This is a genomic window from Algoriphagus sp. (assembly GCF_024642405.1).
In the GTDB taxonomy this organism is placed as follows: Bacteria; Bacteroidota; Bacteroidia; order Cytophagales; family Cyclobacteriaceae; genus Algoriphagus.
Genome location: NZ_JAHEBC010000096.1, coordinates 1 through 13251 on the forward strand (window position 1 = coordinate 1; position 13251 = coordinate 13251).

Consider the following 13251-nt stretch of genomic DNA (forward strand, 5'->3'; position numbering starts at 1 on the left):
AGGAATTGAAACCACACTTACCTTAAACAATGATTTAACCTATACTATAATCACCAATTATTTGGGAAGGAACGATGCCTTGGAAGAAACTTTTAACGGTACTTTCAGATGGGATGAAACAGGCTCAAAAGTAATTCTTGAAGGAGTAAAATTTGCACCAAAGCAATTCAAAGTAGGAGAGAATCGTATCTGGCAACTTGATCAAAATGGTGAAATGATAGAAGGTGATTTGGCTGATCATTATATTCTGACAAAAAAACCTTAACTATTTAAATCGTATTATTTTTCCATGGGATCTGGAGGTCATTTCTACAGGAATAGAATCCGTTATTTCATTATAAAGTAACTCCACCAATTTTTGCTTTAAATAACTTCTATTTAAAATGATACTGACCTCCCTAGTTGGGGGAACGCCTGCAAAAGGCCTAATTCTAGATTTTTCTTCTTCAGAAAGGTCAAAAGTGGCCAGCTCTGGTAGCAATGTCACACCTTTGTATTTATTCACCATATTTTTTAAGCCTTCTAAGGAACCGCTTTCATAGTGAAAATTACTAGGTCCACTCAAACTCTGATCGCAAAGGTTAATGACTTGGTCCCGAAAACAATGTCCTTGTCGAAGAATCCAAAGATCTTCTTGCTTTACCATTTCGGGTTCAAATGAATTTTCTTTCAGCAAAGGGTGATCCTTAGATAGATAAGCATAAAATTTTTCGTAAAACATGGGCTTTTCGACTATCCCATTTTCAAGAAGAGGAGTGACCGCAATTCCAAGATCTAGTTCATCATTTTTCAGCTTTTTGATTATCTCCTCAGTTACCATTTCCTGCACCTCCATTTTAACTTTAGGATACTTATCCAGAAAGTTTCTAATAAATAAATGCAGCAAGTATGGCGCTAAAGTTGGAATTATTCCAAGTTTAATCACACCGGAAATATCTCCTTTCAAATGGGCAACCAGTTCCAATATTCCCTTGCTTTCAGAAACCACTTTTTTTGCTTGTGAGATAATTTGAACACCAATTTCGGTAGGAATCACAGGCATCTTGCTTCTGTCAAAAAGAATGACTCCCAGGTCTCTTTCCAATTTACTTAGTTGTGCACTAAGAGTTGGTTGTGTCACAAAACAACTTTCTGCTGCATGTCCAAAATGTCGATGTTTGTCAACTGCGATTAAATATTCAAGCTGTTGAATTGTCATAGAATAGTCTTAAGAACAATAAAGTATTATTTTTTTAGAATAGTTTCTTTTCAAAGTAAAGTAGATCTTCTAACCTCTGATCAAATTCTATAAAGAAAATTTCTCTATCCTTCAGAAAAACAGTAATTTATTTCCGCTTTATATCAATTAACAATTATAAACCCTAAAATTAATTCCAATGAGTAAATCCTCTTTTTCCAGAAGAAAATTTCTGGGTACTTCCCTTCTTAGCACTATTGGACTAAGCAGCCTTCCAGCTTTTTCTTATGCAAAATCAAGTTTTCCCTTAAAACCTGAATCGGGTAAAGTAAGGCTAGGCTTTATTGGAGTTGGTAGACAAGCGATGGGACTACTCAATAATATGATGAGGAATCCAGCGGTCGATGTAGTAGCAGGCGCAGATGTTTATGAAATCAAACTTCAACGGTTTAAGGAACGAGTAGCTAAAAACTATACCGATAATGAACGTGAAGCGAAAGAAGTAACTCTATATTCTGACTATAAAAAGCTATTGGCTAACCCGGATGTCGATGCAGTGGTAATTGCTACTCCAGATCATTGGCATGCAATGATGGCTATTGATGCTTGTCATGCAGGTAAGGATATTTACTTGGAAAAACCTCTAACTTTTACCATTAAAGAAGGTCAAGAATTAGTAAAAGCAGTACGTGCAAACAGCATTATTCTCGCTGTAGGAAGTATGCAGAGATCAGGAGCCAATTTTCAGCATGCCGTTCGTATGGTTCAAAAAGGAAATCTTGGTAAAATCTCCGAAGTTCTTGTGAATGTTGGAACACCTCCACACCCAAAACCATATGACTTGCCTAAACAGGAAATCCCTGTTGGTTTAGATTGGAAAACCTGGAACGGGCCATTACCAGATATTCATTACAATGAAGAATTAAACCCACCTATCACTCTGAATCCTGAACAAAATGAGAAAGTATGGGGAGCTTGGAGATGGTATGAGGAAACAGGAGGAGGATTAATGACCGATTGGGGGGCTCATATGATCGATATTGCCCAATGGGGAATTGGTATGGACAGGAACGGCCCTGTAGAAATAATCCCGGGAACAGACTCAAGCCCACTAACTTACTTCTATCCAAATGGTATAAAAATTCATATTACCCCGTTTGATGAAGGAAGACAAGGCGTGAAATTCTTTGGGGAGAATGGTTGGATTAAGGTTTCCAGAGGCCAATATGATACGAATGTTGCCAGTTGCGAAAGAACGTTTTCTAATGAAGAAACCGGGTTTGGAGCACACCACATTGACTTTATAGATTCAGTTTTGAAGAGAAAGGATCCCGTAGTACCCGTAGAAATTGGCCATAGTACTTGTACCGCATGTACTCTAGGTAATATCGCTCATAAATTAGGTAGACCATTAAAATGGAATCCCGAAACCCAGGAATTTATAGACGACTTTGAAGCAAATACCCATAAACATTACGTCTATCAGCATGGATATAAATTAGGCTAATTATTCAATCTATTCTCAAAATTCATTTTCATGAAATCTAAGGTAAAAATCATCCTTATCGCGGAAATTTTATTGCTTTTGGCATTTCTTTTTTCCAGATGTTCGAGTACAAGTACAGGAGAAAATGAACTTTCTGAAACAGAAAATATAGAATCAAATTTTGTGGCAGACCCACAATATCTTGAGGAACAGCCTATCTCTAAATTGGCAATTGGTGAGAAAGCACCTGATTTCAACTTGCCTGGAATTGATGGAGAATTTCATAAGCTATCTGATTATGATGACTCAGATGTTTTGGTAATAAACTTTACATGCAACCATTGTCCAACCGCTCAGGCATATGAAGATCGGTTTATTCAGGCAGTGGAAAATTATAAAGGAAAAAGTGTGGCTTTCGTAGCTATTTCTGCAAATAGTCCAGTCGGAATTTTGCCAGAGGAACTTGGTTATACTGACCTTAGCGATACTTATGAAGAAATGAAAATTCGTGCCAAAGACAAGTCTTATAATTTCCCTTACCTATATGACGGAGACAAGCATGAATTTTCATTAGCCTATGGTCCAGTGGCCACACCACATGTCTTTGTTTTTGATAAGGAAAGGAAGCTTACATATTCAGGTAGAATTGACGCATCAGAAAAACCCGGTACAGCAAATGCTGAAGACTTACGTTATGCGATAGATTTAACCTTAAAAGGTGAGTCCTTACCTTCAGATAGAGCACAGACTCCATCTTTTGGCTGCTCGATGAAGTGGGCTTGGAAAAATGAATACACAATTAAGACCAACAATGCCTGGAAAGAAAAAGAAGTTACTTTAGAAAAGCTTTCTCCCGTAGGACTGGCAGAACTCTTAAAAAATGATACCGAGGAGTTGTTACTTGTAAATTTCTGGGCTACTTGGTGCGGGCCATGTATTGTGGAGTATCCAGAATTTGTAACGATCCAAAGAATGTATGGAGAAAGGGATTTCCAATTTGTTTCGGTCAGTATGGATAGTCCTGATCAATTTGACAAGGCATTGAAATTTCTTAAGGGAAAAGCATCTGCAATACCCAATTACTTAATGGATACCGAGGATAAATATGAAGTAATTAAAGTGGTAGGAGAAAATTGGGATGGAAGTTTACCAATCACCCTTTTGATTGAACCAGGAGGTAATATTGCCTATCACGTTCCTGGCACTATTGATGCCTTAACCCTAAAAAAAGAGATCGTTGATCATCCTATGATAGGAAGATATTTTTGATTCAAATTTTGAATTAATTTTTATACAGTTAAATTGTATAAAATTTAAAATTTGTTTTATGTTTTCTCTTCACCAGCTTTCACTAGACCTCTATACTTCATCAAGGTTACTTATTCAACTCATCCAGGTAATACTAAAAGAGCATAATCTTACCTATCCCCAATATTTAACAATGAGGGTACTTTGGGAAGAAGATGGAATTCTGGTTAAAGAGATTGGAGAAAGACTTCATTTAGATTCAGGAACATTAACTCCCTTAATCAAAAAACTGGAAAGCGCGAATTATGTGAAACGGCATAGGGGAGATTCAGATGAAAGAACTGTTCATGTTGAATTAACTTATCCTGGAAAATCACTTCAATCTAAAGTTCAACAAGCTCTACTACCCTTGGAAGAACAGTTAAAAGAAATTTCAAATTTGGATTTGGCGGATTTAAACCATTCCATCCAAAACTTGTTAGAAGTTTTTGAAACGTTAAAAAATTCCAGCAAAGAATGAAAAAATTAAATGTTGATTACACTGCTGTAGCGGTAAACACAGGAGGAAGAAAAGGACATGTAAAATCTGATGATGGTTTATTGGATTTTGATGTTGCTATGCCAAAAGAAATTGGAGGCGAGGGAGGAAAGACAAATCCAGAACAATTACTAGCAGCTGCTTATTCTACCTGTTTTGGAGGGGCATTAGCTTCTGTAGCTGGAAAAATCAGTTTGCGTGATTCCCAGATTACTGCCAAAGTACATTTAGGTAGTTTTGGTCCAGAGGATTATGGTATTGCAGCAGATATTTATGTAAAAATTCCTCAAGCAGGTTCTTTGGAAGAAGCTCAGAAGCTTGCTGATGCCGCTCATGAAATTTGTTTGATTTCTAAAGCTACCAGAGGAAATATTGAAGTAAATGTTAAAGCTAGTTTATAAAAGATAAGCTGATTCATTTTTATTATTAGATCATCACAACACCTTTATTGAATTTTTTCCGATCCAGTAATGCTTCCAGAGCAGATGAGGCATTCGAAAGGCTATATTCTTGAATTCTTGGTCCTTTGATTTTTCCTTCAAGCAACCAGCTTTGAAGTTGTAAGATGTTGGTGAAATTTTGTTCTGGTTCCATGTTGGAAAAACGTCCCCAAAATACTCCGACTATCTCACAGCCTTTTAGCAACGGAAGATTCATCGGGATTTTTGGAATTTCTCCATTAGAAAACCCCACAATCAAATACCTTCCTTTCCAGGCTATACCCCGCAAAGCAGGCTCTGTATATTTTCCTCCTACAGGATCAAAAACAATATCTACCCCTTTATCATTTGTTAGGTCTTTGATTTTTTGTTTCAAATCTTCCTGTTCGTAATTAATGGTATCATCTGCTCCTCGATCTCTACAAAGTTGTAGTTTTTCATTGGTAGAAGCAGCAGCTATCACCTTTGCCCCCATAATTTTTCCAAGTTCAACTGCGGCTAAGCCAACGCCACCAGAGGCACCTAATACCAATAAAGTTTCTCCTTCTTTTAACTTTCCCCGATCTTTTAGTGCATGAAAAGAAGTTCCATAATTGTATAAAGTTGCTGCCGCAAGCTTTTTATCCAATCTATCCTGAAGTTTAAATACCCGATTTGAATCTACGGCCACTTGCTCTGCCAAGCCTCCCCATCCGCAAATTGCTAAAACTGAATCTCCTAATTTCAAGTTCTCCACCTTTTCTCCTAAGCCTATCACTTCCCCGACTACCTCACCACCTGGAGAAAAAGGCAGTTCAGGCTTGAATTGATATTTATTTTGAATAATCAAAATATCAGGAAAATTAATCCCACAGGCCTCCACTTTAACAAGAACTTGATCATTATCAGGTAAAGGGTTTGGCAGCTCACCGAATTTCAGATTTTCAGGAGGACCAAACTTCTCACATATTATAGCTTTCATTTGAAGTTTAAATAGAAACCTTTGGTGGAAATATGGGTTTAAAATAGGCATTTCCTTATGAAAAGGATAATTTTGAGCCTTTCAAAACCCAATTCTATACTTCCATGGCTGTTAAAGATTATATCGTAAATAATAAAGATCGCTTTTTGAATGAATTGCTGGACCTACTTAGAATTCCATCAGTCAGCGCAGATCCAAAGTTTAAAAAAGATGTTTTTACTGCTGCAGAATTTGTAAAAGAAAGCTTGATCAAAGCAGGTGCAGATACTGTTGAAATTTGCCAGACAAAAGGCTATCCTATTGTTTATGGAGAGAAAATAATTAATCCTGATTTTCCTACAGTATTAGTTTATGGACACTACGATGTGCAGCCTGCAGATCCTTATGAATTGTGGGACTCTCCTCCATTTGAACCAGTCATAAAAAATACAGAAGAACATCCACAGGGAGCTATTTTCGCAAGAGGTTCTGCGGATGACAAAGGTCAGTTTTACATGCATGTGAAAGCTTTTGAAGCTATGATGGCATCAAACGACTTACCTTGTAATGTGAAGTTTATGATTGAAGGGGAAGAGGAAGTTGGGTCAGACAATTTGGACAAGTTTGTCATCGAAAATAAAGAAAAGCTAAAAGCCGATGTAATCCTGATTTCGGATACCCATATGATCAGCATGAAAGATCCTTCTATCACCGTTGGACTTCGTGGTATGGCTTATATGGAAGTAGAAGTTACCGGAGCTAATCGAGATCTTCATTCTGGAACTTATGGTGGTGCAGTCGCAAATCCTATTAATGTCCTTTGCGATATGATCGCCTCTATGAAAGATGAAAATGATCACATCACCATTCCAGGATTTTATGATAAAGTTGCAGAATTAACAGCTGAACAAAGAGCAAGGTTAAACGAAGCGCCATTTAATCTAGATGAGTACAAGAAGAAACTAAAAATCGCTGAAGTTCATGGAGAAAAGGGATATACTACTATCGAAAGAGTAGGGATTCGTCCAACTCTAGACGTTAATGGAATCTGGGGTGGATATATCGGAGAGGGAGCGAAAACTGTTCTTCCGTCTAAAGCATCCGCAAAAATCTCTATGCGATTGGTGCCCGACCAAGATTGGCATGAAATCTCTCAACTCTTTGAAAAACATTTCAAATCCATCGCTCCTGATTCAGTTACAGTCAAAGTTAAAGCCCATCATGGCGGAGCGCCAGCAGTAGTTTCCGATAGTTCGATCGGATATCAAGCGGCTGAAAAAGCAATGGAAGAGACTTTTGGAAAAAGACCTATTCCGACAAGAGAAGGAGGATCTATTCCTATCGTTGCTTTATTCCAAAAAGAATTGGAAACAGACCCAATACTATTTGGATTTGGATTGGATACGGATGCACTTCACTCTCCTAATGAACACTACGGAGTAGCCAATTATTTCATAGGAATAGAAACAATTGCATCTTTCTTTAAGCATTTCAAATCTTTGAGCGGCAAGTAATTCAGGAACTAATTCTCATTCTTTTTCCTTTCGAATACAATCATTCTTGAATCCATGCAAATCTCTAGGTTTCTTCAGGTTACTGTTGCGATTATTTTATTTCTGAGCTATAATTCTTTTGTCGAAGCACAAATCATATCGCCTCCAACATGGACGATTACCCTAGAGCCAGAGAAAACTACTGTTGGTGAAGAATCAACCCTTGTATTTCAAGCACAGATTCCCATTGGATGGTATGTCTATTCCAATGACTTTGATCCGGATTTAGGGCCTAACCTTACTGTCTTAAAATTAGAAGAGTCTTCAGATTATTCCTTATCGACTTCGTTACTAGCCATTAATCCCAAAAAAAAGTTTGATGAAACCTGGGAAGGAGATGTTACCTACTTTATGGGGAAAGGAAGATTTGAGCAAAAAATTCTCATCCAATCGCCAAGTGGTAAAATCAAAGGTGTTCTGGAATATCAAATGTGTTCAGACGTCACAGGACAATGTATTAATTACGAGGAAGATTTTGAAGTAATCTTCAATTCAGAATCCAGTAGTAATTCTACACTGAGTGAAATTGAAGAGGAAAATCAGGACGAATCTAACAGTCCTTTCGAAGTTGTGGACACTAACACAGTAGGAGAAGAGTCTACAATTTTTACCTCGGAATCTTCTTCGAGTAATGAATCATTATTTGGGTTTATGATTTTGGCCTTCTTGGCAGGACTTGCTGCTTTACTTACTCCTTGTGTTTTTCCTATGATCCCTATGACCGTCACATTCTTTACTGGACGGTCTACCGCTAGAGCTGTCGGTATAAGACAAGCATTTATCTATGGTTTATCAATAATAGCCATCTATACGATTGCAGGTACTGCAGTAGCAGCAATTCAGGGGCCTGAATTTGCCAATTGGCTTGCAACACATTGGCTACCCAACCTCTTTTTCTTTGGCGTTTTTATCTTCTTCGCCCTTGCATTTCTTGGATTATTTGAAATAAACCTTCCGTCAAGTTTTGTAAACAAAGTAGATGCAAAAGCAGAGAAAGGAGGCTTGGCTGGAGTTTTCTTTATGGCATTTACGTTGGTTTTAGTGTCTTTCTCATGCACAGGGCCAATAGTTGGTTCCATTTTGATTTCTTCAGCTGGAGGAGAATTAATAAAACCAATCATGGGAATGTTTGCGTTTTCTTTAGCCTTTGCGATTCCATTTACCTTATTTGCCATTTTTCCTGAATGGATGAAGCGCCTTCCTAAATCTGGAGGATGGTTGAATTCTGTTAAGGTGGTTTTAGGATTTTTGGAACTGGCATTAGCTTTTAAATTCCTTTCTATAGCAGATTTAGTTTATCATTGGGGAATTTTGGATCGTGATATTTTCCTAGTAATCTGGATCGTAATTTTTGCAGCCATGGGGTTATATCTCCTTGGAAAAATCAAATTGCCTCACGATTCTCCAATGGATTTCATCGGAGTTCCAAGACTACTTTTAGCTTTGGTTACGTTTATGTTTGTGGTATACATGATTCCTGGATTGTTTGGAGCACCTCTAAAACTATTGAGCGGGTATTTACCACCAATGACTACGCAAAATTTTAATCTTACATCTAGGTCATTGATGCAAGGTGATAGCCAGTCTTCCGATGAGACAATTTTATACAATGACATTTTAGAAATCCCTTATGGTATAAATGGCTACTTTGACTATGATCAAGCTTTAGCGGCGGCAAAGAAAGCCGGAAAGCCATTATTGATTGACTTTACTGGTCATGGCTGCGTCAATTGCCGAAAGATGGAAGAATACGTCTGGATGGCTCCAGCAGTACTTTCCAGATTAAAGAATGATTTTGTGATGGCAGCTCTATATATCGATGAGAGGCTAGAGCTTCCTGAAAGCGAATGGTATACTTCTGAATATGATGGAAAGGTAAAAAAGACCTTGGGTAAACAGAACGCAGATTTTCAAATCACAAAATTCAATAACAACGCTCAGCCTTATTACGTGATATTGGATCATAATGAAGAATTATTGGCAAAGCCACAATCATATGATACCGATATTCAAAATTTCGTGGAATTTTTAGACGGAGCTAAAAATGAATTTAAAATTAGAAATTAGACAATTATAGACTCCAATCATCCCTCAATTATTCTATTCTTAACAGCCTTTTTTACTGCTTCCAGTTTGGAGTGAACTTTCAATTTCCCATAGATATTCTCAATATGTTTTCGAACTGTTTTGGGTGAAATAAAAAGATTTTCTCCAATTTGATTGTAATTAAGTCCTTTGGAAGTTTGCTCAAGAATTTCAATTTCACGGGCGGTCAGATTGATTTCTTCTATTGCTTCTTCAAAGTTTGGAGGGTTTCTTAGTAGCTTCAATGCTTTCATTGCTACAGAAGGTGTCATTGCGGCCCCTCCTTCTAAAGTGTCTAAAATACCCTGATAAAGGGATTTGGAATCCACTTCTTTGAGCAAATATCCATGCGCTCCTGCTTTAATAGCTTTGAAAATATTCTCATCATTATCGTAAACAGTAATCATTATTATTTTGATCTGAGGGTATTTCTTACTGATTTCAATCACCGTTTCAATACCATTCATTTTTGGCATCTCAATATCCATAAGGATTAAATTAACATTGGGATTATGCTTCAGTTTTTCTAAAAATTCAATACCGTTATTTCCATAGAACTTAACTTCAATATCTTCAAAATAGGATAGCTTTTCCAAAATTACTTGGAGCAAAAATGAATTATCCTCCGCTATTGCAATTTTTATTGCCATAATGATCCTCAAAAATTAATAGATACAAATTTGCGTACCCTGATTTTCCTCAGTATTAATCACTAAATTTTTCCCAATCCGGTCCGCTCGATTCTGCATATTACTTAATCCATTTCCAGGTTTAGAAGTTTGAATTCCCTTTCCATCGTCTTTGACGCAGATACGAATGGAATTCCTATCTTTTAAAAAATCTATAGTGATTTTAGTAGCATTTGAATGCTTAATAGCATTGTTGATGGCTTCTTGGGCTACTCTAAAATAATTGATCCCCTCAAAAGAATTAAGTAAAAACTCCTCGTCTAGATTCTGATCCACTTTCAATTCAAACTCGATTTCGGGACAAGAGTTCTTTGCTCTTGCCAAGAAATTCGCCAATCTGCCCTGGAGATCTTCTAAACTAACATGGTCTTTATTCATTGCCCAAATGGTATCTCTTAATTCTCCTACCGTCTCCACAGTAAAACTGGAAATCTGGTCAATTTTTGATGCAATTTCCTTTGGACTATGTTCCATCGATTTTAGATTATTAAGCGAATAAACTATAAAAGTTAATTGGGCGCCAATATTATCATGCAGGTCAGATGAAATTCGATCTCTTTGCTCATGAAGTCGCTTTTGGGTTTCTTTTTCAGCATAGATAGCCTGCAATTTTGCTTCTTGTTCCAAGTGGCGGTTCCGCGTTTTTTGACGATAATAAATAAAGAATGCAAGACCTAAAATCGAAATTGAAAATATTATGGCAAGCAAAAGTTGATTATTTCGATTCTTTATCAAAAGCTCATTTTCTGCCAAAGCGGCCCTTGACTCTGCTAATTCCCGTTCCTTGGTTTCTACTTTATACTTGGTTTCAAGGTCAGCCATAAGTTTCACGCGCTCTTCCTTGAATATTGAATCCTTAAGAGCGCTATATTCCTCCAAATAATCAATTGCCAACACCAGTCGACCCCTCAATTTATTGTATCGATATTGTTCTTGGAGGAAGTCACGGTTTTTCTCTATTGATTTGCTGAGTTCTACATACTTGGCTGCTGAATCCAACATCATTTCGGCCTCAATGTAATTACCAAGACTATATGCTATGGTAGCTAGATTAGTATAATTTGTAGCAATTCTGGTATTACTCTTTCCTTTTGTATTTAATGACAGAGATATATCCATCCATTTTTTAGCCTCAGAATAGTTCTTTTGCTTCAGAAGCGTATTCCCGATATTATTAAACGTATTTGAAACCCTCATACTATCAAGATTTTCCAGATCATCTATCACTTGGTAATGATAAAATAAGGCGCTATCCGGTTTATCCCAGTCATCAAAATTGATTGCAATGGCATTAAGTGCATAGGCCCGAAAGAGCGGTATGGCTTTGGGATAATTTTCTAAAAGTTCGAGAGCCTCTTTTCCATAAGTTACCCCTTTGTCAAACTGCTCCATATCATGATAAATTACAGAAATATCAAAGAGGGCAAACGCCATATAATTTGAATCCAGGGCAGACAAAGCATGATTATAATGCTCTTGAGAAATAGAAAGCGCTTTTTCCCAATTTCCAGCAAAACTATTAATACGAGATAGCGAAATAAAAGCCATGCTTCTAATGCTAGTTTCAGCAATTGGGTCTAGTAAGTTTATGCTTTTTTGAAAATAGTATTCTGCGCTATCATATTCCGATTCTGAATAAAACCTATCAGCTATGAAATAAAAGTAAAGGCCCGAATCGCTAGAAGTTTGAAGATTCTTTTTTTCCAATTCAAAAATAATCAAGGCTGAATCTGGATTCAACACAGTTCTACCTAATCTATCCCTTAGAGATTGGGAATAGGAAAAGGTAATTACTAAAAATATTGCTAAAAAGAGGGTGAAAGTTCGAAGCATATGGGTCAAATGCGCTAACCCTCTAAATATAAAAAATGCTTCTCTCGTTTATACTTTATTATAGATTTTTTAAAATTATTTCTTGATTAACTGTAAATCTCATCTAAAATCTGAGCTAATCGAATACTAGCTGCAATCAATCTCTCCTCCACTATTTCCCTGTTTTCATATCCATAGTTGTAAGATAATTTTTTGCTTTCAGGGAGTTTATAAATCATCGGCCTTAACGCTACAGCTTCCTTTAACCAATCGTTTATTGTGGAGTTTCGATACTGGTTTATCAAATCTGAGTTTACCCTTCTCATCAACTCATTACCAATTTCTGTATAACTCATATCCCAACGATCAATCATACCGGAATCCCAAACAGCATGCAGATTTGATTGCTGCCAAAAAAACTCAAGTTTTATATCATTGCCACCACGATCTTCTCCTGTTCCCACATGCAAAGGTTGATGAATATCTTCCACCAAATGAATCAGCATTTTCAACTTTTCCCCTTCTTCTTTTGGGCTTAGGTTACCTGCTTTTAATTCTGCTTTTAATGTGTTTATAGCTTCGTAAGCATTCCCCCCTTTTTCTTGTATTTCAGGGTCATATTCTCCGTCCTTACTTGTTAAATAGTGCCAAGAATTAACATAATCATAAGACCTATCTGATTTAATCTCATCCATCCAAATTCCACTTCTTCCTATAGACATCGGAAATAAAACCTTTTCAACTTTTTTACGAGATGAGTTCTTCATTTGAATGGATGCCATATAACCAATTAAATAATGGCCGATTTGCCCCCAGGCAAATGCTTGAGAAATCATGAATGACATGCAAAAAGTCAGAAAGAGCGTTTTATTGAATTTCATAGCTTGGAAATAATCAGTAAAGCTAATGGGTTAAGAAGCAAAAATTGTGTTTGGAATGTTAAGAATTTTGTAATTCTGAAACAGCTAACCAGGCCATCAAACCTGCTCCAATTTCCAAAGCATCTTCTTCAATATCAAAAGTTGGTGTATGAACTCCCGATATAATTCCTTTTGCCTCGTTTCTAGTACCTAATCGATAAAAACAGCCATTAATTTCTTGAGAATAATAGGCAAAATCCTCTGCTGCCATCCAGATATCGAGATCCAGCACATTCTCTTTGCCTAAGTAGTCAATTGCTGCTTGCTGTGACCTATCTGTTAACTCAGGATCATTTTTAAGAAACGGATATCCTTTACGGATTTCAAAATCCAACTCTCCACCCATTCCCTCTACTATTCCAT

The 13251-nt window shown here is 36.9% G+C and carries 13 protein-coding genes; 7 read left to right on the top strand and 6 right to left on the bottom strand.

The genetic code is table 11. The annotated features are described in order from the left end of the window. Positions 1 to 265 (top strand): copper resistance protein NlpE (locus Q0L68_RS09355; RefSeq protein ID WP_296702091.1); only part of this gene is annotated, 265 nt, incomplete at its 5' end. Here Q0L68_RS09355 and Q0L68_RS09360 read toward each other — a convergent pair. Continuing rightward, positions 266 to 1198, bottom strand: a complete 933-nt coding sequence (locus Q0L68_RS09360; protein WP_296702094.1) for a hydrogen peroxide-inducible genes activator — start codon at positions 1196 to 1198, stop codon at positions 266 to 268. A gap of 178 nt (positions 1199 to 1376) precedes the next feature. On the opposite strand from Q0L68_RS09360, the gene Q0L68_RS09365 reads away from it, so the two are divergent. From Q0L68_RS09365 to Q0L68_RS09380, 4 genes are read left to right on the top strand one after another with little or no spacing between them, the layout of a single operon-like run. Beyond that, positions 1377 to 2684, top strand: a complete 1308-nt coding sequence (locus tag Q0L68_RS09365) for a Gfo/Idh/MocA family oxidoreductase (protein ID WP_296702096.1) — start codon at positions 1377 to 1379, stop codon at positions 2682 to 2684. A 30-nt stretch (positions 2685 to 2714) separates the two neighbouring features. After that, complete coding sequence (locus Q0L68_RS09370) at positions 2715 to 3932, top strand: redoxin domain-containing protein (RefSeq protein ID WP_296702098.1); 1218 nt, start codon at positions 2715 to 2717, stop codon at positions 3930 to 3932. Between the two features lie 58 nt (positions 3933 to 3990). After that, positions 3991 to 4431 (top strand): MarR family transcriptional regulator, encoded by a 441-nt coding sequence (locus Q0L68_RS09375; RefSeq protein WP_296702100.1) that lies wholly within the window; start codon positions 3991 to 3993, stop codon positions 4429 to 4431. Beyond that, the gene (locus Q0L68_RS09380; protein ID WP_296702102.1) at positions 4428 to 4850 is read left to right on the top strand and encodes an Ohr family peroxiredoxin; all 423 of its coding nucleotides are present in this window, start codon (positions 4428 to 4430) and stop codon (positions 4848 to 4850) included. Before Q0L68_RS09375 ends, Q0L68_RS09380 begins: the two co-directional genes overlap by 4 nt. A 25-nt stretch (positions 4851 to 4875) precedes the next feature. On the opposite strand, the gene Q0L68_RS09385 is transcribed toward Q0L68_RS09380, so the two are convergent. After that, on the bottom strand, positions 4876 to 5850 hold the full coding sequence (locus Q0L68_RS09385; protein ID WP_296702104.1) for an NADPH:quinone oxidoreductase family protein: 975 nt from the start codon (positions 5848 to 5850) through the stop codon (positions 4876 to 4878). Positions 5851 to 5954: 104 nt separating this feature from the next. On the opposite strand from Q0L68_RS09385, the gene Q0L68_RS09390 reads away from it, so the two are divergent. Together Q0L68_RS09390 and Q0L68_RS09395 are read left to right on the top strand one after the other, a co-directional pair. Next, positions 5955 to 7343 carry a dipeptidase gene (locus tag Q0L68_RS09390; protein ID WP_296702106.1) on the top strand — a complete coding sequence of 463 codons (1389 nt, stop codon included), beginning with the start codon at positions 5955 to 5957 and terminating at the stop codon, positions 7341 to 7343. A 54-nt stretch (positions 7344 to 7397) separates the two neighbouring features. Next, on the top strand, positions 7398 to 9449 hold the full coding sequence (locus Q0L68_RS09395) for a cytochrome c biogenesis protein CcdA (RefSeq protein ID WP_296702108.1): 2052 nt from the start codon (positions 7398 to 7400) through the stop codon (positions 9447 to 9449). Positions 9450 to 9466: 17 nt separating this feature from the next. On the opposite strand, the gene Q0L68_RS09400 is transcribed toward Q0L68_RS09395, so the two are convergent. From Q0L68_RS09400 to Q0L68_RS09415, 4 genes are all read right to left on the bottom strand, one after another. Then, a complete protein-coding gene (locus tag Q0L68_RS09400; protein ID WP_296702110.1) occupies positions 9467 to 10117 on the bottom strand; it encodes a response regulator transcription factor in 651 nt (216 codons plus the stop codon). Positions 10118 to 10132: 15 nt separating this feature from the next. Further along, on the bottom strand, positions 10133 to 11989 hold the full coding sequence (locus Q0L68_RS09405) for a tetratricopeptide repeat-containing sensor histidine kinase (protein WP_296702112.1): 1857 nt from the start codon (positions 11987 to 11989) through the stop codon (positions 10133 to 10135). Positions 11990 to 12075: 86 nt separating this feature from the next. Beyond that, positions 12076 to 12849: a S1/P1 nuclease gene (locus tag Q0L68_RS09410; protein WP_296702113.1), complete on the bottom strand. Its 774-nt coding sequence runs from the start codon at positions 12847 to 12849 to the stop codon at positions 12076 to 12078. Between the two features lie 58 nt (positions 12850 to 12907). Then, positions 12908 to 13251 (bottom strand): M20/M25/M40 family metallo-hydrolase (locus Q0L68_RS09415; protein WP_296702115.1); only part of this gene is annotated, 344 nt, incomplete at its 5' end.